25 protein-coding genes are annotated in these 21,606 nt (G+C 70.9%); 16 read left to right on the plus strand and 9 right to left on the minus strand.

What is annotated here, in order from left to right; translation table 11 throughout:
- The first annotated feature begins 197 nt into the window (after positions 1–197).
- Positions 198–611: a MarR family transcriptional regulator gene (locus tag ABZ857_RS04960; RefSeq protein WP_357037645.1), complete on the plus strand. Its 414-nt coding sequence runs from the start codon at positions 198–200 to the stop codon at positions 609–611.
- 250 nt (positions 612–861) lie between these two features.
- On the opposite strand, the gene ABZ857_RS04965 is transcribed toward ABZ857_RS04960, so the two are convergent.
- The 3 genes from ABZ857_RS04965 to ABZ857_RS04975 are packed head-to-tail and all read right to left on the minus strand — an operon-like array spanning position 862 to position 3,490.
- On the minus strand, positions 862–1,521 hold the full coding sequence (locus ABZ857_RS04965; RefSeq protein WP_357037648.1) for a response regulator transcription factor: 660 nt from the start codon (positions 1,519–1,521) through the stop codon (positions 862–864).
- Entirely contained in the window at positions 1,518–2,672 is a 1,155-nt protein-coding gene (locus ABZ857_RS04970) for a histidine kinase (RefSeq protein WP_357037651.1), read from the minus strand. Before ABZ857_RS04970 ends, ABZ857_RS04965 begins: the two co-directional genes overlap by 4 nt.
- Positions 2,669–3,490, minus strand: coding sequence for a CPBP family intramembrane glutamic endopeptidase (locus ABZ857_RS04975; RefSeq protein ID WP_357037654.1), 822 nt, complete (start codon positions 3,488–3,490; stop codon positions 2,669–2,671). The genes ABZ857_RS04970 and ABZ857_RS04975 overlap by 4 nt, the downstream gene beginning before the upstream one ends.
- A gap of 412 nt (positions 3,491–3,902) precedes the next feature.
- On the opposite strand from ABZ857_RS04975, the gene ABZ857_RS04980 reads away from it, so the two are divergent.
- Positions 3,903–4,817 carry an alpha/beta hydrolase gene (locus ABZ857_RS04980; RefSeq protein WP_357037657.1) on the plus strand — a complete coding sequence of 305 codons (915 nt, stop codon included), beginning with the start codon at positions 3,903–3,905 and terminating at the stop codon, positions 4,815–4,817.
- Between the two features lie 94 nt (positions 4,818–4,911).
- Here ABZ857_RS04980 and ABZ857_RS04985 read toward each other — a convergent pair whose 3' ends face one another.
- The gene (locus ABZ857_RS04985; protein ID WP_357037660.1) at positions 4,912–5,319 is read right to left on the minus strand and encodes a MerR family transcriptional regulator; all 408 of its coding nucleotides are present in this window, start codon (positions 5,317–5,319) and stop codon (positions 4,912–4,914) included.
- Positions 5,320–5,473: 154 nt separating this feature from the next.
- On the opposite strand from ABZ857_RS04985, the gene ABZ857_RS04990 reads away from it, so the two are divergent.
- The 6 genes from ABZ857_RS04990 (at position 5,474) to ABZ857_RS05015 (ending at position 10,076) form a co-directional block, all read left to right on the plus strand.
- Positions 5,474–6,424, plus strand: a complete 951-nt coding sequence (locus ABZ857_RS04990) for a chlorophyllase (RefSeq protein WP_357037663.1) — start codon at positions 5,474–5,476, stop codon at positions 6,422–6,424.
- Positions 6,425–6,463: 39 nt separating this feature from the next.
- The gene (locus tag ABZ857_RS04995) at positions 6,464–6,760 is read left to right on the plus strand and encodes a hypothetical protein (protein WP_357037666.1); all 297 of its coding nucleotides are present in this window, start codon (positions 6,464–6,466) and stop codon (positions 6,758–6,760) included.
- A gap of 75 nt (positions 6,761–6,835) precedes the next feature.
- Positions 6,836–7,132, plus strand: coding sequence for an MvdC/MvdD family ATP grasp protein (locus tag ABZ857_RS05000; protein WP_357037669.1), 297 nt, complete (start codon positions 6,836–6,838; stop codon positions 7,130–7,132).
- A 447-nt stretch (positions 7,133–7,579) separates the two neighbouring features.
- Positions 7,580–7,708 (plus strand): hypothetical protein, encoded by a 129-nt coding sequence (locus tag ABZ857_RS05005; protein WP_357037671.1) that lies wholly within the window; start codon positions 7,580–7,582, stop codon positions 7,706–7,708.
- Entirely contained in the window at positions 7,705–7,938 is a 234-nt protein-coding gene (locus ABZ857_RS05010; RefSeq protein WP_357037674.1) for a hypothetical protein, read from the plus strand. Before ABZ857_RS05005 ends, ABZ857_RS05010 begins: the two co-directional genes overlap by 4 nt.
- The gene (locus ABZ857_RS05015) at positions 7,935–10,076 is read left to right on the plus strand and encodes a peptidase domain-containing ABC transporter (protein WP_357037678.1); all 2,142 of its coding nucleotides are present in this window, start codon (positions 7,935–7,937) and stop codon (positions 10,074–10,076) included. Before ABZ857_RS05010 ends, ABZ857_RS05015 begins: the two co-directional genes overlap by 4 nt.
- A gap of 99 nt (positions 10,077–10,175) precedes the next feature.
- On the opposite strand, the gene ABZ857_RS05020 is transcribed toward ABZ857_RS05015, so the two are convergent.
- Positions 10,176–10,817, minus strand: a complete 642-nt coding sequence (locus ABZ857_RS05020; RefSeq protein ID WP_357037681.1) for a TetR/AcrR family transcriptional regulator — start codon at positions 10,815–10,817, stop codon at positions 10,176–10,178.
- A 93-nt stretch (positions 10,818–10,910) separates the two neighbouring features.
- On the opposite strand from ABZ857_RS05020, the gene ABZ857_RS05025 reads away from it, so the two are divergent.
- Positions 10,911–11,999 carry an amidohydrolase family protein gene (locus ABZ857_RS05025; RefSeq protein ID WP_357037684.1) on the plus strand — a complete coding sequence of 363 codons (1,089 nt, stop codon included), beginning with the start codon at positions 10,911–10,913 and terminating at the stop codon, positions 11,997–11,999.
- A 108-nt stretch (positions 12,000–12,107) separates the two neighbouring features.
- Here the strand turns inward: ABZ857_RS05025 and ABZ857_RS05030 are convergent, their stop codons facing one another.
- The 3 genes from ABZ857_RS05030 to ABZ857_RS05040 form a co-directional block, all read right to left on the minus strand.
- Complete coding sequence (locus ABZ857_RS05030) at positions 12,108–12,692, minus strand: hypothetical protein (RefSeq protein ID WP_357037686.1); 585 nt, start codon at positions 12,690–12,692, stop codon at positions 12,108–12,110.
- A gap of 349 nt (positions 12,693–13,041) precedes the next feature.
- The gene (locus tag ABZ857_RS05035) at positions 13,042–13,710 is read right to left on the minus strand and encodes a response regulator transcription factor (RefSeq protein WP_357038399.1); all 669 of its coding nucleotides are present in this window, start codon (positions 13,708–13,710) and stop codon (positions 13,042–13,044) included.
- A gap of 2 nt (positions 13,711–13,712) precedes the next feature.
- Complete coding sequence (locus ABZ857_RS05040; RefSeq protein ID WP_357037689.1) at positions 13,713–14,816, minus strand: histidine kinase; 1,104 nt, start codon at positions 14,814–14,816, stop codon at positions 13,713–13,715.
- Positions 14,817–15,086: 270 nt separating this feature from the next.
- Here ABZ857_RS05040 and ABZ857_RS05045 point away from each other — a divergent pair, with 270 nt between their 5' ends.
- Positions 15,087–15,359 carry a ribbon-helix-helix protein, CopG family gene (locus ABZ857_RS05045; protein WP_357037692.1) on the plus strand — a complete coding sequence of 91 codons (273 nt, stop codon included), beginning with the start codon at positions 15,087–15,089 and terminating at the stop codon, positions 15,357–15,359.
- Between the two features lie 12 nt (positions 15,360–15,371).
- Complete coding sequence (locus ABZ857_RS05050) at positions 15,372–15,776, plus strand: hypothetical protein (RefSeq protein WP_357037694.1); 405 nt, start codon at positions 15,372–15,374, stop codon at positions 15,774–15,776.
- Positions 15,777–15,875: 99 nt separating this feature from the next.
- Here the strand turns inward: ABZ857_RS05050 and ABZ857_RS05055 are convergent, their stop codons facing one another.
- Positions 15,876–16,760, minus strand: a complete 885-nt coding sequence (locus ABZ857_RS05055; protein ID WP_357038401.1) for an RNA polymerase sigma-70 factor — start codon at positions 16,758–16,760, stop codon at positions 15,876–15,878.
- A gap of 165 nt (positions 16,761–16,925) precedes the next feature.
- Here ABZ857_RS05055 and ABZ857_RS05060 point away from each other — a divergent pair, with 165 nt between their 5' ends.
- The 5 genes from ABZ857_RS05060 to ABZ857_RS05080 all read left to right on the plus strand — a co-directional run bounded on the left by ABZ857_RS05060 (position 16,926) and on the right by ABZ857_RS05080 (position 21,594).
- Positions 16,926–17,537: a carboxymuconolactone decarboxylase family protein gene (locus ABZ857_RS05060; protein ID WP_357037697.1), complete on the plus strand. Its 612-nt coding sequence runs from the start codon at positions 16,926–16,928 to the stop codon at positions 17,535–17,537.
- Between the two features lie 14 nt (positions 17,538–17,551).
- Positions 17,552–18,304: an NAD(P)H-binding protein gene (locus ABZ857_RS05065; RefSeq protein ID WP_357037699.1), complete on the plus strand. Its 753-nt coding sequence runs from the start codon at positions 17,552–17,554 to the stop codon at positions 18,302–18,304.
- Between the two features lie 62 nt (positions 18,305–18,366).
- On the plus strand, positions 18,367–19,164 hold the full coding sequence (locus ABZ857_RS05070; protein WP_357037702.1) for an isochorismatase family protein: 798 nt from the start codon (positions 18,367–18,369) through the stop codon (positions 19,162–19,164).
- 12 nt (positions 19,165–19,176) lie between these two features.
- On the plus strand, positions 19,177–20,229 hold the full coding sequence (locus ABZ857_RS05075; protein ID WP_357037705.1) for an LLM class flavin-dependent oxidoreductase: 1,053 nt from the start codon (positions 19,177–19,179) through the stop codon (positions 20,227–20,229).
- Between the two features lie 267 nt (positions 20,230–20,496).
- A complete protein-coding gene (locus tag ABZ857_RS05080) occupies positions 20,497–21,594 on the plus strand; it encodes an LLM class flavin-dependent oxidoreductase (RefSeq protein ID WP_357037708.1) in 1,098 nt (365 codons plus the stop codon).
- Positions 21,595–21,606 lie beyond the last annotated feature (12 nt).

Raw genomic sequence — 21,606 nt, forward strand, 5'->3', positions numbered from 1 at the left:
CTACTTTCATAATGGTTGGGAATACAAACCATGTCAACCCGGTACGCCATCTCGGATCAGGGACAGCAGGGAGCAGCAGGGACAGCAGGGAGCAGCGGGCAGCGTGCCGGTGCCGGAGCAGGGGGGAGCCATTCGCATCCGCTCGGGCCGGCTTCGGCATGGTTGGCATTGCCAACCATGCCGACTAGCATGACGGCATGACCGCCACCGACGATGTCATGGACGCCCTCGTACGGACCACCTTCGAGGTGGCAGGCGTGCTGACCCGCATCGGCGGCGAGCACGACCTGTCGCTCACCCAGCTACGGGTGCTCGGCATCCTCCGCGACCGCCGCGCCCGCGTTACCGAACTGGCCGCCTACCTCGGTCTGGACAAGTCCACCATGTCCGGCCTCGTCGACCGCGCCGAGCGCCGGGGGCTGCTGACGCGCGGCAAGAACCCCGATGACGGCCGGGTCGTTGATGTGTACACGACCCCAGCCGGGCTCGAACTGGCCCAGCGGGTGGAGGACGAAGCCCGGCGCGCCCTGACACCCATGACCGGCCGTCTGGACGCGGAACAGCTCGATCAGCTCGCCAAGCTGCTCGAACTCGTCTTGACCCGCCCGTAGCGAACACACCGCGGGGCGATCGGCCCACCTCTCGGACGGGGGGCGGACGGGGTGGGAAGGTCCTCGTCATCGGCGACGTAGCTGAACGGCTCGGCAGGGGACGTCGCCGGGGACACTGCTATTGATGGGCGGGTTGACCTGGTTGGCGTCGTTCAGGATGTGGGTGGTGCCGCACGCGGTCCAGATCGGGCCCCCATCGAGGCTTCCCGGCACGGGAGAAGTGGTGATCACCCGTGCCAGGCGGTTCGTCTCAGGTCACCAGGCCCCTCCGGTAGGCGTAGACCACCGCCTGCACGCGGTCACGCAGGTCGAGTTTGGTGAGGATGCGCGACACGTACGTCTTGACGGTCTCCTGGCTGATCACGAGGGTGGCGGCGATCTCGCTGTTGGACAGGCCGTCGGCGATGAGGCGCAGCACCTCCAGTTCGCGCGGGGTCAGCGCGACGTCGTGCGGCGTGCCTTCCGCGGGGCGGATCCGCGCCGCGTACCGGCCGACGAGCTGACGGGTCACCTCGGGCGCCAGCAGTGCGGCACCGGTCGCGACGGTGCGGATGCCGTGCAGCAGCTGCGCCGGTGGGGCGTCCTTGAGCAGGAACCCGCTCGCCCCCGCGCGCAGCGCCTCATAGACGTACTCGTCCAGGTTGAACGTCGTCACCACGAGCACCTTGACGGGATCGGCCACCCCGGCGCCGGCCAGCAGGCGGGTCGCCTCGATGCCGTCGAGCACCGGCATCCGCACGTCCATCACCACGACGTCGGGGCTCAGCCGGCGGGCCAGGTCGACCGCGGCACGGCCGTCGCCGCACTCGCCCACCACCTCCAGGTCGGGCTGGGCGTCGATGATCGTCGCGAACCCGGTGCGGATCAGCGCCTGGTCGTCGCAGACCAGGACCCGGACCGGCGCGGTCACGACGGGCTCCCCGTGGGGATGCGGGCCCGTACGACGAAGCCGCCGCCCGCCCGCTGGTCGGCGCTGAACTCGCCGCCCAGGGCGTCGACCCGCTCGCGGAGCCCCGCCAGGCCCCGCCCGCTTCCGCCGGGTGCGCCGGCCCGCGAGCCGGAAGGGCCGGTGCCGACCTCCACGATGATCTCCTTCTCGCCGTAGTGCACGTGGACCGCCGTGCGGCTGCCGTGGGCGTACTTGAGGGCGTTCGTCAGGGCCTCCTGCACGACCCTGTAGGCCACGAACTCGGCGCTGCCGGCCGATTCGGCCGCACTGCCCTCCTCGGTGAACTCCACCGGCTGCCCGGCCCGGCGGGTCTGCTCCACCAGCTGGTGCAGCTCACCGGCGGACGGCATCCTGACGTCGGTGTCGTGATCGGCTTTGAGCAGGTCGAGCAGGTGCCGCAGGTCGGCGATGGCCCGCCGGCCGGTGTCGGTGACGGCGCTCAGCGTCGCGTCCAGGCGGTCGGGGGCGGCGGTCAGGTAGCGTGCCGCCTCGGCCTGCACGACCATCGCCGTCACGTGGTGGGTCACCACGTCGTGGAGCTCGCGGGCGATGCGGGTGCGTTCGGCGGCTCGGGTGGCCTCGGCGATGTGGCGGCGGCGTTCGGCCTCGGCGGCGCGGGTGGAGCGCAGCCAGGCCCCGATGCCCCACGCGAGAGCCAGCGCCAGGTAGAACACCACGTACCCTTCCACCTTCTCGGTCGCGCCGAGCCGACCGAGCGCGACCGCCAGCGGCAGGTACGCCGCGGACAGGAGGAGCACGGCGACGCGCCGGTGGCGCTCCAGATGGGCGCCCGCGCTGATGAGCGCGATGGGCATCGCGTTGCTCGCCAACACGTGGTAGGCGCGGATCTGGTCGAGGACGAAGCCGAGCGACACCAGAGCCAGACACACGGCCGGCCAGCGCCGGCGCACGGCGAGCGGAAGGCACTCCAGAGCGATCACCACGAACGTCAGCGCGTCGAAGGGGCGGACCGGCAGGTCCCCGACCTGCGTCCCCTTGCCGTGGAGCGACGGCAGGAGCGATGCGACGGCCAGCAGCAGCCCGAACGGTAAGTCCCGGACAACGACGTCGCACCGCCGCCACAGGTCCATGACCCGCCGTAGATCGATCACTGGGCGAGCGTAGCGGTCGCGCCGCGCCGGAGCGGGACCACGTTGCCGCGCCGGCGGGCCAGCCACATGAACACGAGCGTCAGCAGCAGGCCGAACACCACCGCGTACGGGCTCGCCTCCGGCCCGAACTCGCCACCGGTGAGCAGGGCAGGGCCCGACGTCACGCCGTGCAGCAGCCCTTCCGGCGTGCCGTTGCCCGAGACTTCGGTGCCGAAGATGCCGGCCGCGGCGAAGTTCCAGCCGAAGTGCACACCGATCGGCACCCACAGGGTGCGGGTGGCGGCGTAGGCGGCGGCGAGCATGCCCCCGGCCTCGATCGCGATGGCGATCGCGCCCCACAGGCTGGCGTGCGGGTTGGACAGGTGCGACAGGCCGAACAACAGGCCGGTCAGCGCCAGCGCGATCCACGTCCCGGTCCAATCCTCGACGATCCGGAACAGGATGCCGCGAAACAGCAGCTCCTCCGTCACCGCGGCGGCGGCCATGAAGCCGAGCAGCCCGACCGCGCCGGTCACCGAGCCCAGGCCGTCGACCCGGTAGCCCCCCACGAAAGCGATGTTCACGATGACGGCCGCGAACATCCCGGCACCGATCACCAGCCCCCGGCCGACGGCGGCGACGGCGCCTTTCGCCGCCACCTCCACCGGCGCGCGACGCTCGGACCACCGCACGACCCTGGCGTACACGAACACCGCGAGCACGGCCGTCGCGACACCGAGGACCAGGGTGAGAAGCGCGTTCCCCTGCACCACGCCAACGATCGTGCCGCCGACGAAGGCGACCACCGCGACCGGCACGAGTTGCTTCAACAACCGCATGACCACTCCCTTATGTGGGGGACTCCGCGACGGGGCGCCGCGGCTACGCCGGAAACGCTAGGGATTCGGCGGCGTGGAGTCGTCACCGCGCGGTGGACACTCGCGGGTAGCTCGCACGGGGGACAGGCACACATGCGGATTCGTCGTACGACGCCGCCGCGTTCGACGTCGCCGTGGATCGCGTACATTTCCGGCGGCGTCCGCACCGCACGACACAGCGCGGCGGTCGCGGCCCTCCCCGGCAGACCACGCTTGTCCCCCGCGCGAGCTACCGGTGAATGTCCACCGTGCGGTGACGATCCCGGACCGCCCGATCCCTAGCGTTACGACGCAGCCACGGCGCTCCGTCCGCTTTTCCCGCTACACCGCCGTGCGCATCACCCCGGCGTCGACTCCCTCACTGGAGGACCTCATGCTCCGCAATATCAAGACATCCGTTGTGGCCGCGCTGTGCTGCACCGTGCTCGGCGCGGGGGTCGCCGGCTGCGACGGCGACGCGCTGGAGAACTGGGACCCCTTGGCCCCCGCCACGCGGACAGCCGATGCCGCCCCGATCTCCGGGACCGAGAAGATCGATGTCGCGGGCCGGTCGGTGAACGTGTCCTGTTCGGGCGACCCGGAGAAAGGCAGGCCGGTCATCATCCTGATGCTCGGGGCAGGCGATGGGCTGGACAAGCTGGCCGCCATCCAGAAGACGCTGAGCAAGCAGAACCGGGTCTGTTCCTACGACCGGCTCGGCGCGGGCGCGAGCGACCAGCCGGACGGCCCGCAGAACTTCTCCAGCACCGGGAAGATCCTGACCGGGGTGCTCGACCGCGTCGCCGGTGACAGCCCGGTCGTCCTGGCCGGGCACTCGCTGGGCGGCCTGATCGCCGCCAGGTACGCCCCCGACCACCAGGACAGGGTCAAGGGGCTGGTCCTGATGGACGCCACCCCGCCCACCATGGTGGACGACATGACGAAGTCGATCCCCGAGTCCGCCACCGGCCCGGCGGCCGAGCTGCGCGCACAGAACCTCGCGGTGTTCAAGGGCGAGAACCCGGAGAAGCTCGTCGTCACCGACGGCAAGGTCCGTTCCGCCGGGAACATCCCGGTGGAGGTGATCCAGCACGGGAAGCAGTACCTCGCGGCCGTCCCCAAGTACGGGCCGCGCCTGGAGCAGGCGTGGGCCGCTGGACAGCGCAAGTGGCTCGCGCTGTCCAGCGACAGCACGCTGAGCACGGCCAAGAACAGCGGCCACTACATCTACGTCGACCAGCCCGAGGTCGCCGTCCAGGCCATTGAACGCGTCACCGCGCAGGCCGCACGTCAAGCGCATGGCGAGTGACCGGCCCGGCCGGGCCCAGGATCAGTGGCCGGTTCGTCCGTGCGAGGTAGCCGGCGAAGTGCTCGCGGGTGGTGGCACGCGGCCCCGATCGTGATCACGCCCGCTCGTCCTGGGCCGAGGGGTGCGGGGCGTCCTTGGCCCGGCAGGACTGGCCGGTGAGCATGTTGGTGGTGGCGCCGGTGATGACGGAGTCGAGCCGGTTGCGGGTGTCGGTCAGGCCGGCGATCTGCTTGTCGATGTCGTCGCGTTGGGTGGCCAGCCGGGCGAGCAGTTCGGGTGTGGCGCGACCGTCGACGACGCACGGCATGAGCTCGACGATGGTCTTGCTGGACAGGCCGGCGGCGTACAACTGCTGGATCAGCCGGACCCAGTCGACCGCGCTGTCGGGGTAGTGGCGCTGACCGCTGGGGCTGCGTTCGGCGGCGAGCAGGCCCTGCTCCTCGTAGTACCGCAGGGCCCGGACGCTGACCCCCGTCCTGGCGGCGAGTTCCCCGATGCGCATCTGTCCCCCTTCGTGATGTGCGGCACACACGTTTGCCTCTCACGTCAACGTCAGGTTTTAGCGTACTGGCACGGGGCTGATCGCCCCCTTCCCGGTCCGTCTACACCTCACTGCGGCCTGACCACCGCACAGAACCTGAAAGATGGAAACGCTCATGACCACTTCCGAAACCGCGGAGACCCGCATCACCGACGGCCTCGCCGCCACCCCGATCGTCTCGGTCAAGCCGATCGTGCTGCCCGCCCCGGAGCGCGGCGAGGACCTGCACGTGCGCGTGTCCGCGCCGGTCGCCGGACGCGACCTGCCGATCATCTTGTTCGCGCACGGGTTCGGCTCGCACCTGGACGGCTACGCACCCCTGACCGACTACTGGGCCGCCCACGGCTTCGTGGTGATCCAAGCCACCCATCTGGACTCCAAGAGGCTGAATCTCTCCGCGGACGACCCCCGCAAGCCCCAGATGTGGCGGTTCCGCGTCGCCGACATGAAGCGCATCCTCGACGAGCTCGACGTGCTGGAGGCGGCCGTCCCCGGCCTGGCCGGGCGCCTGGACCGCGGCCGTGTCGTCGCGGCCGGGCACTCCTTCGGCGGCCAGACCGCCGCAATCCTGGTGGGTCTGCGTGTCATCGACCCGCGGACCGGGATCGCCGAAGACCTGTCCGACCCGCGGATCAAGGCGGGCATCCTGCTGGCCACGGCTGGGAAGGGCGGAGACGACCTGACCCCCTTCGCGCGGGAGAACCTCCCCTGGCTGCGAGACCAGGACTTCTCCCACATCACCACACCGGCCCTCGTGGTCGTCGGCGACAAGGACGAACTCCCGCTGTCCACCCGGGGAGCCGACTGGACCGCCGATCCCTACACCCTGAGCCCCGGCGGCAAGAGCCTGCTCACGCTCTTCGGGGCGCAGCACTCCCTCGGCGGCATCGCCGGCTACGAGGCCGCCGAGACCACCGACGAGAACCCCGCACGCGTCGCCCTCATCCAGCAGGTCACCCTCGCCTACCTGCGCCACGTCCTCGGCATCGACAGCTCCACCTGGGCCGCGGCGCAGGCAGCCCTGGCCGACACCCCCCATCCGCTGGGACGACTCGAATCCAAATGAGGGTGCCGTAAGGATCGGCGCGCCAGGGGCGCCGCCACGGTGAACAAGCCCGTGGAGAAGCCCGACTGGGCGGCCCCTGGCTCCCCCACCCACCAGGCCTACAGCCGCTTCCTCGTCGACAATCCTCAACTGTGCACCGTCATCCAGCAGCGGGTGGCGAGCTACTGGGCCTGCTACCACCGCTGGGAGTTCCCTCGGCTCGCCGACTACCCAGGACACCGGCTCATCACCGCCATGCGCGCCGTCGCCGGGACCTTCACCACGCACCGTGGCGGCCGGCGCGATGGACCGCCGATCTGCGTCGCCGAAGGATTCCCAGTGGCTCACAAGTCGTGATCTCCACGCTCCCCGCCGGGTGATCGACCGATCACCCGGCGCCCTCCGGTGCCTCCTGTGGCGAGAGAAGAAGAGATGGCGAGCGAGATACTCATCCTCACGGTCGACGGCGACCCCCACGCGGAACACGTCGCCGGCCTCCTGGCCACGCGGGGGGCGGAAGTGGTCGTCTTCGACCCGGCCGAATATCCGGCCCGCGCGGTGCTCGACGCGGCCTACGCCCGCGACGGGCGCGTACGGCGCCGGCTGCGCACCGGGACCGCCGACGTCGATCTCGACAACCTGGCGGCCGTGTGGTTCCGCCGTCCCACGTCTCCGGCCGCCTCGGCTTCGAGCTCCCGGCGACGCGGGCGGGCCGTCCGCTCCGCATGACCAACGGCGTACGGCTGCGGGCTCACCGGGGTCTGTCCCGTGTCCTGGGGACGTGCTCCGGGGACCGGCGCCGTCCTGGTGATTCACAAGTGATCTCCAAGGTTTGATCTCTACCTTCCTTGCCATGTGCTCAACCGACCGCCGAGGTGCTCCCCCGTGATGCCACGGTCACCGTGCGGGGGAAGGATCGCCGTTCTGCGGACCGGTGGAGAGGAAATCAATGACCAAGATCAAGATTGATGACATCGCGACTGTCGGCCCTGAGCTGGACGAGGGCGACCTGCGCCTGGTCAACGGCGGACTGCCGCGGCGGTTCGAGTAGAGCAGCACCGTCTACAGCGGGGGCTGGGATGGTCCGTACTGCGAGCAGACCACCGGCCCGGACGTGTGTGCCCGCGCCCCGTCACGGCTCAGATCGACCCCCAATCGCCAGAGAGGAGACCGGGGATGTTGTCCGACGCGCTGGACACCCTGCGCGGCTTGGCCGACCTGGAGCCCCCGCAGGCGCGGGAGCGCCGCCGGAACGCCAAGATCGCATGGTTCTGGGGCACGACCGCGAGGACGAGCGCGCTGTGAGCCATCGGATCTTCCGGGGAGAGGCGCTGCGCCGGCACGCCGCCCAGAGGGAGCAGCGGTCGCGGACCCTGGAGCCGGGACCCGGCAGGTTCGTGGTTCTGTGGGTGGTGGTGGTCCTGCTGGTGGCCGTCCTGTCCCTGCTCACCTGGCCGCTCCTGAGCGGTGGCGGATCGGGCGCCGAGGCCGGCGCGGGCGTGACGGTTCACGACAGCCGAGGAGGCGGGAAATGAGACGGGTCCCCGTCGTCCTGCAGAACGCCACGACCGAGTGCGGGGCCGCGTGTCTCGCGATGATCCTGTCCTTCCACGGCCGCCGCACCACGGTCCAGGAGGTCGCCGCCCACCTGCATGTGGGCAGGGACGGCCTGAGCGCGCTGGCGATCGTCCAGGCCGCACGGGAGTACGGCCTGCGGGCGAAGGCGTTCTCGCTGGAGCCCGCCGACCTCGCCCGGCTCCCGATGCCGGCGGTGATCCACTGGGAGTTCCGGCATTTCGTCGTGGTGGAGCGGTGGGCGCCCGGTCACGTGGACATCGTGGACCCGGGGCTGGGACGCAGGCGGCTCACGACCGAGGAGTTCGACGCCGGCTTCACCGGCGTGCTGCTGGTGTTCGAACCCGCCCCGGGCTTCCGCCGGGCACGTTCGAACGCCGCCCGTGCCTGGCGCCGCGACTTCCTGCGCACCCTGCTGCTCAGGAGGAAAGGGCTGTTCGCCCAGGTGCTGGCGGCCTCGGCGCTGCTCCAGGTCCTCGGCCTCGGCCTCGCGACCGCGTTCCAGGTCGTCGTCGACCGCATCCTCCCGCGCGGCGACGAGGGGCTGCTCGCGCTCGCCGGCGCCGCTGTGCTGGCCGCCGTGGTGACCCAGTTCGCGGTGTCGTACCTGCGCTCGCTGCTGCTCGTCGCGCTCCGCGCGCGCACCGACGGCGAGGTGACGCGGAACCTGGTCTCCCATCTTGTCGCGCTGCCGTACCGGTACTTCACCACGCGGGGAAAGGGCGACCTGCTGAACCGGTCGAACAGCGTGGCCTTCCTCCGGCAGATGCTGACCGGCCAGATCCTCTCGACGCTGCTCGACGGGCCGCTAGCGCTGGTCTACCTCGTGATCGTCTTCCTCGCGGACCCGGTGCTCGGGGTCTTCCTCGTGCTGCTCGCCGTGGCCCAGGCCGGCCTGCTGCTCGGTACGGCCGGCAGGGTCGGCGACCACACCCGGCGCGAGCTCACGGCCCTGGCCGCCACGCAGGGCAGGCTGATGGAGGCCATCGGCGGCATCGAGACGCTCAAGGCGTCCGGCGCCGAGCCACGCGCGATGAAGCGCTGGTCGGAGGAGTTCGCCGTCCAACTGGACGCCGACGTGCGAGCCGGTCTCGTCAAGGGGGCCGTCGAGTCCGCGCTCGCCGCGATCCGCTACCTGGCGCCCCTCGGGCTGTTGTGGGTCGGCGCGTGGCGCGTGCTCGACGGGTCGCTGAGCCTGGGGACGCTGCTCGCGCTCAACTCCATCGCGGCGGCGGCGCTCGCCCCGCTCGGCTCGCTGATGACCGCCCTGCAGAGCCTCCAGCAGGCGGGAGCGCACTTCGACCGGCTGTCGGACATCCTGGCCGCCGAGCCGGAGCCGTCCGAGGGGATCGAGGTCCTGCGGCTGCGCGGCGCGATCGAGCTGCGCGGCGTGAGCTTCCGGCACGACCCCCGCGGCCCCTGGGTGCTACGCGACGTGTCGCTGGCCGTACGGCCCGGACAGAAGGTCGCGTTGGTGGGCGCCTCCGGCTCCGGGAAGAGCACGCTGGCCCGGCTGTTGCTCGCGCTCCACACACCGACGGAGGGCGAGATCCGGTACGACGGCGTTCCCGCGTCCGAGCTCAACCCGCGCTCGCTGCGCCGCCAGTTCGGAGTCGTCACCCAGGATCCGTCCCTGTTCACCGGGACGATCAGGGAGAACATCGCGCTCAACGATCCGGATGCGTCCCTGGAGCGGATCGCCGAGGCGGCCGGGCGCGCCTGCCTGCATGACGAGATCGCCGCGATGCCGATGGGCTACGAGACGATCCTCGTCGAGGGCGGCGGGCTGTCCGGCGGCCAGCGCCAGCGCCTCGCCCTGGCCCGCGCGCTGCTGCCTCGCCCCAAGGTGCTCCTGCTCGACGAGGCCACAAGCCAGCTCGACGCCGCGACCGAGGCGCGGATCGAGGCACGCCTGGCCGGGCTGACGCAGACCCGCGTCGTCATCGCGCACCGGCTCAGCACGATCAGGGACGCCGACCTCATCCTCGTCATGGACAAGGGACGCGTGGTCGAGGGCGGCACCCACGCGCAGCTCCTCGCTATGGGCGGACGCTACGCCCGCCTCGTCGCCGCCCAGATGGCCGGCGTCACGGGCTGACACCGGCCGCCTCCGAGCCGATCGCAAGTACGGGGCGAGAATCCTTGACGGGTGGTCCGTCCGGTGCGGCGTGCCAAGAGCCGGCGGAGCGAAGCGCGCTCAGCCGGTCGGCGGCGTGGCAGAGATCAATGGCATGAGCACCTCGTCCACGATCGCCTCGACGTCCGCGGCCGTGACGACGCCGGCGTCCATGTGCTCCATGACCACCATCTTCGGGCCGACCGATGCGATGCGGTCGGTGACGGCGGCCGGGCGCACCTCACCGCGGTCGGCCGCGGCCCGCAGCAGGTCACGCAGGAACGCCTGTCGTGGTTTGAGGATCACTGTTCTGATCTGGGCGTACAGCTCGGGATGACGGGACCGCTGGGACAGCAGCGGCCGGAGCGCACGGCCGTGCGGCTCGTCGAGTGTGCGGGCGAGGTTGCCGAGCAGTGCCACCAGATCGGTCCGCAGGGCGCCGGTGGCCGGGACCGTCATCTCGCCGCCGAATCCCGCGGACGGGTCCGTGAGCGCGGCCATGACGAGCTCGGCGGGCGTGCTCCAACGCCGGTACAGCGCGGCCTTGCCGGTGCCGGCCCGCGAGGCGATCTTGTCGAAGCGCAGCCCCTCGAAGCCGACCTCGGCGAGCTCGTCAAGCGTGGCCCGGTAGACCGCCTGTGTCAGCGCGTCGCCACGCCGCCGCGTCTGCCGGGTCCCCGGCGCCGCGTCACCTGCCGTCCGGCGCGTGGAGGAACTGCTCATAGCCCCTTCTATACCGGTGGCGCCCAGGACGACAAAGCCGACTAGCATCTTAGTGAACAGATTTGTTCCTTATTGAGAAATGGCGGGTGAGCCATGCCGTCCTCCGAGAAGGTCGCCATCACGAACGTCCGGGTGTTCGACGGCCGACGACTGTCCGAACCGGTCACCGTGGTCATCGACGGGCCGCTGATCGGCACAGACCCGGCCGGCGCGCATCGGATCGACGCCCACGGCGGCGTCCTGCTGCCCGGGCTGATCGACTCCCACCTGCACCTGGAGGGCCGGGACACGCTGGAGACGCTCGCGCGGTACGGCGTCACGACCGCACTCGACATGGCGTTCACCGCACCCGAGAAGCTGCCCGGGCTACGTGGCCTGCCCGGCCTGCCGGACATCCGCAGTGCCGGCCTTCCGGTCATCGGCCCCAACGGTCCCCACGCGCGCCTTCCCTTCACGCCTGAGCGGGTCATCCTGACCAGCGCGGACCAGGCCGAGGCGTTCGTCGCCGCCCGGGTCGCCGACGGCTCCGACCACATCAAGATTGTGCTCGAGGCACCCGGCGAGGGCGGGCCGGACCAGGACGCGGCGGACGCCCTGGTCCGTGCGGCGCACGCCCACGGCAGGCAGGTCGTCGCCCACGCCGCGTCGGGCGGCGCGTACCTGGTCGCCCTCGATGCCGGCGCCGACGTCATCACCCACGTCCCGATGACGCCGCCGCTGTCCCTGGACCCCGAGCTGGTGAAGCGCGTCGCAGCCGACGGACGCGTCGTCGTGCCGACGCTCACCATGTCGGAGGGAGCACTCGCCGCCATGGGCCATCCGGACGCGCTCGTCGCTTCGATCCGCGTGGTCGGCCTGCTGCACCAGGCCGGCGTGCCAATCCTGGCGGGCACCGATGCCAACGCGCAGCCCGGCACCCCGTACCAACCGCCGTTCGGCGAGAGCCTCCACCATGAGCTGGAGCTCCTCGTCGAGGCCGGGCTCAGCCAGGCCGAGGCGCTGCGCGCCGCCACCGAGCTGCCGGCTCGTCACTTCGGCCTCACCGACCGCGGCGCCGTCACACCTGGGCTTCGCGCCGATCTGGTCCTGGTCGACGGCGACCCGCTCGCCGACATCAGCGCGACCCGCGCCATCACCCGCGTCTGGTGTGGCGGGCAAGAGGCCGTCCCGCCCAGGCCGTGACGCGCACCTATTCGCCCTGCGCGCGGCCGCACCTACGGGACGATCCTGGTCGGCATCACCACCAGCCGGCCGGTCGACATGCCGCCCGAGCGGTCAGCCGACACCCTGTCACGGGTTCGAGTGGCGAGGGCGAGTGGCCATGGCGCGGGCTGCGGGAGCGGTGCCGATCACGAGCAGGGTCAGTGCGACATAGCCCAGGGGAACGGGACGGCCCGGCAATACGAAGACGGCCACCGTCAGAGGGCTGCTGGCTATCATCGACCAGGCCGCCCACCCCGGGATGACTCTGGCTCGGCGGAGCGCGACACCGAGCAGCACGTAGGCCACCAGGTGTCCGACGATGTAGATCACGAGAAATCCGCCCATGGCCGCATCGTTGGAGAACCGGTCCAGCAGTGTGGCGTACGAACCGCCGTCGGGTAGTGCGGCCATGGTCATGGTGAGGTCGTCGAGGGCGGTCAGGGCCGAGAACGGCAGCCAGCCCACCACGGCGAGCAGCCCGCCGATCGTGGCGAGCCACGGCGCCCGGGGATAGGCGAGACAGGCGAGTCCGGCGGCTCCGATGGGGAGCAGGAAAGAGGCGAGGAAGTACGCGGCCAGGTGCACGGCGTTGGTCATCGGGTTCGCGGCGGCGTTCGCCGCTATGCTCGTCAGGCCGTCCTCGTGGACGGCCGGGATGAGTGCGCTCCCCACGTCGTAACCGAGTGGTCCGCCGACGATCGCTACCGCCAGGACAAGTCGCCAAAGCCGCTCGTATCCCGGCATTCTGGCGGAAGAACGCTCGTCCGGCATGGACGGATTCACCGCGTGTTCATGCCGGGACGAGCCGCTGGAAGTGGAAGCGATCATTTCGGTACCTCCGGGGAAACCGCAGACGCAGGACGGCCGGTGCGAGGGAGCACCGTCGCGGTGCTGCCGACAGCTTTCCGCCGGCCCATGGCCCACGTCGTCGGTCGCCTGGCGGCACTTCAACTGCGCAGGTCCCGGTATCCGGGGCCCCGGGAGTACGTCGCCGTACGTAGAGGTGGGGTCTTCTCGCAGGTCAACCGCTGCGACCAGGGTGAACCAGGCCGGATTCGTAGGCGAAGACGACCAGTTGGGCTCGATCGCGGGCGGTGAGCTTGACCATGGCTCGAGAGACATGGGTGCGGGAGGTGGCTGGGCTGATCACCAGCCGATCGGCGATCTCCTCGTTGGACAATCCCCGGGCCACCAGCGCCACGACCTCCCGTTCCCGCGGAGTGAGCAGATCCAGTGCCCGCACGGCCGGCCGGGTCGGTGCGGGGGCGGCGGCGAACGCCATGATCAGCCGGCGCGCGGCCTGCGGGGCGAGCAGCGCGTCGCCGGCGGCGGCCGTCCGGATGCCGCGCAGCAACTCGGCGGGTTCGGCGTCCTTGAGCAGGAATCCAGCCGCCCCGGCACGGATCGCCTCGAAGACCAGTTCGTCCTCATCGAACGTCGTCAGTATCAGCACCTTCACCTCGGACAGGTGCGGGTCCGCGGCGATCGCCCGGGTTGCCGCGAGCCCGTCCAGTACCGGCATCCGGATGTCCATCACGACCACATCGGGGCGATGAGCACGAGCGGCGGCGAGCGCCTGCTGTCCGTCGCCGGCCTCCGCGACCACCTCCAGGCCGGGTTCCGCGGTCAGCAGTGCTCGTAGCCCGTGACGGATCATCACCTGGTCGTCGGCCAGCACGACTCGCAGCACGTTCACCGCTTCGCCCCCAGCGGCAGCCGGGCATGGAGGGTGAAGCCGCCGCCGGTCTCCGGGCCCGCATCCAGCTCGCCACCGACTGCTGCGACCCGTTCGGCCAGCCCTCGCAGTCCGTGGCCAGTGGCCCCCACGGCCACGCCTGCGCCCATGCCGTCGTCCGTGACCTTGATCTCCAGTCGGCCGTGGCCGGTTTTCACATCGGCGCGAACACGCGCACCGGGTCCGGTGTGGCGCATCACGTTGGTCAGCGCTTCCTGGACGATTCGATAGGCGGTCGCGGAGATCACCTCGGGGATCGCACCGCCGTCCAGGTCGGCGGCCAGGTCCACCTCCAAGCCGGTCGCGCGCACCGACGTCACCAGCGCGTCCAGGTCCGCGAGATTGGGCGCGGCCTGCGGCTGCCCCTCACCGGTCCCACGCACGACCGTCAACGCGGTACGCGCCTGGGCCAGCGCGTCGGTGCTGATCTGACGTATCGCCTGCAGGGCCTCCCGGGCCTGCTCCGGCCGGTCACCCACCAGGTGCAGTCCGACGCCGGCCTGGAGGCTGATCGTGGCAAGGCTGTGAGAGAGCACATCATGCAGCTCTCGAGCGATCCGAAGCCGCTCCTCGGCGACCCTTCCGGCGGCCTCCTCCTCGGCGAGCCTCCGGCGAACGTGCGCCGCCCGGGCGGCCAGGACCGCCACCGCAGTCCACACCACCGCGATTGTGATCATCCGAAGTGGCTGCCAGCCTTCCGGTGGGCCGGTGGCGACGGCCATCCCCACCCCTCCGGCAGCGGCGAACGGAACCCACAGCCGCGCCTCGGTGACCCCGGAGACCAGTGCCACCAGGCCCGCGAAAGCCCCCAGGTAGATGGGCCAGCCGGCGAACCGCAACGCGAGGTAGGCCACCGCTGTGCCCACGGCCAGTGTGAAGGCGAGCAGGGGGTTGGCCCGTCGCAGGGTCAGGGCCAGCCCGCACACCGCCAGGAGCGCCAGCCCGAGCGCGGTCACGGGACGGGCCTCAGGCTGGGTCACCCGCGCGACCAGCGACACCAGGGTCATGACCGCGGTCAGGATCACCGCCGCTGCCACATCCACCGCAGTACCCGCCCGCATCATCACAGGATAGGGACGAACAACTCCTCACGTAAGTGACGCCGTTAAGTGCCCACTTAGCCGCGTCTCGGCCCCGTCACGCGGACCACGCAGACGCGGCCATGACCGCCGGCTCCTCTCAACCCACCGGGCGGCCTGTCAGATTGCGCCGATGAGAGCCGTTCGATGACGAGATCAGGAGACCCTTGCTCGTTATCCGAGTGGCATCCGCGTCCATCTGCTACCACTGACACCCTCCCCTGATACCACTCGGGTAGGTACGATGACCGCATGGCGATGACCCTGCGGTTCGACGACGACAACGACGCGACCCGGCTCCGCGCCGCCGCGGCGGCCGAGGGCGTTTCCATGAACGAGTTCGTTCGGCGCTCCGTCCACGAGCGTCTGGAGCGGATGTCGGTCCTGCAGAAGCTCCGTGAGGCGTGGGGGCCGCTCCCGGCTGACGCCATGGACGACGTTCACCGGGCCGCCGCCTCTCTCGGCATCGACCCCGACCACGCGGCCGAGCTTCTTGGAGTGGCGTCCTACCGCGCGGCGTCGTGACACCATCGCCTGGTGACCTCCCCCGCTGACCGGCCCCGTGGCCGCGTCCTCGACACCGCCGCACTCGTCCAGGCCACGACCGGCAAGCCGCTGTACGCCCGCGTCCTGGTCGAACTCGCCCTGGCGGCCGGCACCGCGACCTTGCTCATCCCGGTGACCGCCTACGTTCAGGCGCTCGCGGAGCTGCCTGCGGATCTGCGGTGGCGGCTCATGCTGCTGACCACCTCTCCCGGCGTCGAACTGGACCTGCTCGACGACCGGGAGAAGGCTCACGAAATCGCCGACCTCAGCGCGGCCGACGCCACGCTCGCGCACGTCGCCTGGTGCGGGGTCCGCTATGGTTGGCCGGTCGTCAGCGACCGCATGGTCGACCTGCGCATCGTGGCCCTGGGCGTCGAGGTCGAACCCCTGCCCTGACTCGGGCCGCATGAAGCAGACGAGCACAGCATGATCGCCCTGGTAGCCGAAGCACCAGCCTCAGTCGGTCAACCCCCGAGAGACTTCCGGGCCGAACCACTAAGCCCGGCGGGTCACGGCGGTCTCCCGCTCCACACGCGACAACTTCTCGGGATTACGCACGTGGTAGGCGCCGGTGACGTAGCCGTTCTCCACGCGCACCGCCACCACTCCGTCGATCTCCCCGCCGACCCGTACGAGCAGCCCGGGGCCGCCATTGATCTGGACCAGCTCGACCGACCGTTCCGCGTCGCGTCTCCACCAGCCGACGGCCAGCAGCCGAGCCACTTTGTCGATCCCCACGACGGGCCGCAGCAGGGCGTGCCTGACTCCGCCGCCGTCGCTCAGCGCGACGACGTCCGGCGCGAGGACGTCGAGCAGGCTCTGCAACTCGCCGGTCTCGACCGCTCGCTTGAAGGCCTGGAGCGCGGCTCGGGTCTCGGCCGGGGAGGCGATGCCGCGGGGCCGGCGCGCGGCGACGTGTGCCCGCGCCCGGTAGGCGATCTGGCGGACCGCGGACGGACTCTTGTCGACGGCCTCGGCGATCTCGTCGTAGTCCAGGTCGAACACCTCGCGCAGCACGAACACCGCCCGCTCGGTCGGCTGCAGCGTCTCCAGCACCAGCAGCATCGCCATCGAGACGCTCTCGGCGAGCTCGACGTCCTCGGCCACATCGGGCGCGGTCAGCAACGGCTCTGGCAGCCACGGCCCGACGTAGGACTCCTTGCGCCGGCCGAGCACGCGTAGCCGGTCCAGCGCCTGCCGGGTGACGATCCGCACCAGGTAGGCGCGCTCCTCCCGCACGGTGTCGAGGTCGACGTCCACCCATCGCAGCCAGGTCTCCTGCAGGACGTCCTCGGCGTCGGCGGCCGAGCCGAGCATCTCGTAGGCGACGGTGAACAGCAGGTTGCGGTGGGCGACGAACGCCTGGGTGGCGGAGTCCACGGAGTCGACATGGTCGGCACGATCGAGCGGCTCGGCCGGGTCCGCACTTCGTTCGCTCCGCTCGGTCACGCCCCGCTCCTGCCTGTTCGTTCTCAGCGCTGCCACACGCACAAGACGTCGGTCCCCCACCGCTTTGTAACACCCGCGGTAAGTGGCCTATGTCACATGGCCGCGCTGTTACAAGGATCGGGGCGCCGGCGTCTCGTGGTCGTCAGGACGCCGCGCGAACGATCCGTACGGCACTACGACGAGCTGAGAGTGAGAAGGGAAGCCTTCCCCATGTCCACGCCCACGACGACCGACCAGCGGTCGCGCATGCCCAACCCCCTCCCCTTCCTCCCCGAGATGGCGGAGGTCGGCGAGGGTCTGCACAAGGCCCTCCAGAACGGCGCGATTCCGCAGACCACCATCCACCTGCTGCAACTTCGCGCCGGGCAACTCCTCGGCAGCACGTACTTCACCATCAGGGAAACCGGCAACCTCCGCAGGATCGGGGAATCAGAGGAGCGCATCACCGCCGTGTCCACCTGGCGGGACGCGATCCACTTCACCGAGGCCGAACGGATCGCGCTGGAGCTCGTGGAGGCCGTCCTCACCCCGAACCCGTCCGGGGAGCGCGTCCCCGACGAGCTGTACGCCAGGGCGTCCGCGCACTACGACCACAAGGCGATGTGGTCGCTCATCATGGCGATCGCCCACATCGGCTTCTTCACCCCCGCCGCTCTCATCGCCAAGCCGATCCCCGGCATGCCCCCCGGCCAGAACTACAGCGAGTGAGAAAGGCACCCAGCATGAGCATCACGACGTTCGCGGTAGCAGGGGCGACCGGGCGGCTGGGCCGCCACGTCGTCGACGTCCTGACCGAGCGGGGACACCAGGTCGTGCCGATGTCCCGAGCCACCGGCGTGGACATCATCACCGGTGAGGGCCTCGCCGAGGCCCTCACCGGGGTCGAGGTCATCATCGACGTCGCCTCGTGGCACTCCTCCGACCAGGACGCCGCGACGGAGTTCTTCCGTACGTCGGCCCGCAATCTCCACGAGGCCGGCCAGAAGGCGGGGGTCGCCCAGATCGCCATGGCGTCCATCATCGGCACCGACAAGGCCACCGCCGGTTTCCTCGCCGCCAAGAAGGTGCACGAGGAACTCCTCCTGTCCGGCCCGCTCCCCGTCAGCATCCTGCGGGCCGCGCAGTTCCACGAGTTCGTCGGCCAGCTCCTGGACTGGCAGCAGGGCGACGTCGCCTACATCCCGGCCCTGCCCACCCAGCTCGTGGCCTGCCGCACCGTGGCCGAGGAGCTGGTCGACCTGGCCACCGCCCCCGCCGCCCCAGGAACACCGATCCCCGAGATCGCCGGCCCTCGCAAGGAGATCATGGCCGAGGCGGCCCAGCTCCTCGGCGCCCGCCGAGGCATCAAGGTCGTGGGCGTCGACGGGTCCGGCATGCCCGATGCCGAGATCGCCGCCAACGGCGGGTTCCTGCCCAGTCCGCATGCCAAGCTCGCCGGACCCACCTTCCAGCAGTGGCTCGGCACCCAGCCCTGAGCCGACCTTGCCCTTGTTCTCGGAACTCCACCACCCGGGGCCCCGAGGGCAAGGGCTCCCCCGTGACCAAGCGCATCTGCAGCGCCTTCTACGGCGCCGACCTCGACCTGCGGCTACGCCGCCTCGGCGGCACGCAGCTCGTGCCGGCCGGGATCGCCACCAGTATCGGCGTGGAGTCCACCGCCCGCGCCGCCCACGAGCACGGCTACGACGTCACGCTGGTGACGGACGCCATGACCGATCGGGACGCCGAGGTGCATCGCCACAGCGTGGAACGGATCGTCCCGCTCCTCGGCGAGAGCGGCTCCACCGCCGAGATCATCGGCCTGCCGGCCAAGATGACCGCGTTCACAGGTGTTGGTCCGCCACAGCCGCATGCAGGGCAGGTCGGCGTCATCGCTGACCAGCACAAACGCCGCCACCCGGTCCTGCCGAGAATGCTTCCCACATCACGGGATATTCTTTGTCTTTCCTACCGATTTACTAGCAAACTCTCCTCCATGACCGCAGCCGTGCTCGAAACCATCTGGTTCACCCGCTGTCCCATGTCCACCGCGACGGGCATCGCGGCCGACCAGGGCCGGCTGGCCGGGCTCGGCCTCGGCGACGCCGAGCCGGTGGATGTCGCGGCCGGGCCCGGCGGCGGCCAATGGGAGGCCGAACCGGCCACCGCAAGGTGGACGCGGTCTATGTCAAGGGCGCGCTCGCCGTCGAAGCCGCCCTGCGCCATGGCGCGGAGGTCGGCATCGACCGAAGATCTCGGTCGCGGACGCCGTACTTCCCGAGATTGGCGAACTGGTGCCGCGGAGCCGCCGAGCTCCGGCAATTATTTCCCGCCTTTCCTGGTTGGCTTCAATTGAGGAGGAACCACCGTGCCGCTGCCCACGCAACGACTACGCAAGTTGGGTTTCCTGACCATCGGGCTGTTCGACGGGGACGACCCTCGCCCGGGACACGAGTCGACACTGCAGATCATCGAGCTGGGCGAGCGGCTCGGCTTCGACAGCGCGTGGGTGCGGCACCGCCATCTGCAGTACGGCATCTCCTCCCCGGTCGCCCTCCTGGCCGCGGCCTCCCAGCGCACCACCCGCATCGAACTGGGGACGGCGGTCATTCCCCTCGGCTGGGAGAACCCGCTGCGGCTCGCCGAAGACCTGGCCACGGTGGACATCCTGTCCGGGGGCCGGCTCAACCCGGGCGTCAGCGTCGGACCGCCGCTCCATTACGACCAGGTCAAGGACGCGCTCCACCCCGGCACCGCCGACCTGGAGGACTTCAGTCACGAACGGGTGCGCCGGCTGCTGTCCTTCGTACGCGGTGAGCCGGTCACCGGCTTCAGCGGCACCGAGGGGTTCGAGGTCTTCTCCGACCGGGTCCAGCCCCACTCGCCGGGCCTGGGCGCCCGCATGTGGTACGGCGGCGGCAGCCTCCGCTCGGCCCGATGGGCGGGCGAACACGGCATGAACTTCCTGACCAGCAGCGTCGTCAAGGCGGAGGAGTCGGAGAACTTCGCCGAGATCCAGCTCTCCCACATACGGGAGTTCCGCGCCCGCCACCCCGACGGCCAAAGGGCCCGCGTCTCCCAGGGCCTGGTCGTCATCCCCACGGACACGGCCACGCCGGAGCAGCGGGCCAAGTACAAGGAGTACGCCGACAAGCGCGCGCCCCGCACCGCCACGCCGCAGGGACCGGCCCGCATGATGTTCGCGCCCGACCTCGTCGGCAGCTCCGCCGAGATCGCCGAGCAACTGTACGCGCACGCCGCCTTCCGGGAGATCGACGAGGTCGCGTTCGCGCTGCCGTTCACCTTCGACCACGAGGACTACGTGCAGATCCTCACCGACATCGCCAGGAGGCTGGGGCCCGCGCTCGGCTGGCGGCCCGCGACAAGGTCAGGCGGTGAGGCTTCCCCGGTCGTGCGGTGAACCCCAGACACCCGTGAATGTTCCACGTCGATGCGCTTGACGCCCTCCATGGGTCTGATCGCGGTGTGGCGGTAGGCGGAGAAATCGGTGGTGTCGCCTAAGGCGGGGTGCTGTTAGAGGTCGCGGGCCCGACCTTGTCCTCCGAGAAAGATCGGCTGTGCGGGAACAGATCCATCTTCCAGAGTATTCCTACCAATAAAGCGGCTAAATCCTTGAGTGGAAGGGCCGCGGAGGAACGCCGCACGGAGAAGAGAGGATGAGCCGACCATGACCGACCGTCGCCTGTTGCTCGCCATCGATCTGGACGGAGACGGCGCCCATCCGGCCGCCTGGCGCCACAGCGGCCATCCGCCCGCGCACACGCTGACTGCCGCCGCGCTGCGGCGGGTCGTCACCGAGGCGGAGGCGGCGGGCTTCGCGCTCGCCACCTTCGCCGACACCCCGCTCCCGCCCGGCCCTGCGCCGGACAGCGCCGGGCGGCTGGAGGCGGGTGCCCGGGCCGCGTTCGCCACCCTTCTGACCAGCGGGATCGGGCTCGCCCCCACGCTGCACACGACCACGACGGAGCCGTTCCACCTGGCCACGCAGCTGGCGAGCCTGGATCACGCCAGCCGGGGCCGGGCGGCCTGGGTGGTCGGCGCGGCCGACGGGGACGACGCTCTCGCCACCATCGGGGCGCAGGCGCTCGCGGAAGAGGACGCGCGGCGTGAGGCGGCCGACGTCGTCGAGGTGGCGCGCCTGCTGTGGGACTCCTGGGAGGACGACGCGGTGATCAAGGACGTGGCCACCGGCCGCTACCTCGACTCCGACCGCGTGCATCACGTCAACTACACCGGGAGGAGCTTCACCATCGCGGGACCTCTCATCACGCCGCGCCCACCGCAGGGACAGGTCGTCGTGCTCGCCCCGGCCGGCCTGGAGCTCGACGCCCTGGCCGACGTGGTGCTCGTGAGCGAGACCGACGTCGGCGCGCTCGCCCGTCGGGCGCAGCAGGCCAGGGACGCGGGCGCGGCGCTCGCGTTCGCCGAGATCGAGGTCGTGCTCGACGCCGCCGAGCCGGCGGCGCGGCGGCTCGCCGCCCTGGACGCGGCGACGCTGTGGCCGGACTCGGGACGCCTGCGCTACACCGGACCGGCCGGCGGGCTCGTGGAGCTGCTGCGCTCGCTCCCCTCGGCCGTCGACGGGGTTCGCCTGCACCCCGCCGTTCTCGCCGCCGACCTGCCGGTGCTCGCCGGGGAAGTGCTGCCCGCTCTCGCCGCGGCGGGCCTGCACGCGCCGCCCGCGCCCGGGGCCACGCTCCGCACGACGCTGGGCCTGCCCCATCCCGCCAACCGCTTCGCGGCCGTCGCGAGCGCGACCGCCTGAAGGGACGACACC

The sequence above is a fragment of the Microbispora sp. NPDC046933 genome, assembly GCF_040644635.1.
GTDB lineage: Bacteria > Actinomycetota > Actinomycetes > Streptosporangiales > Streptosporangiaceae > Microbispora.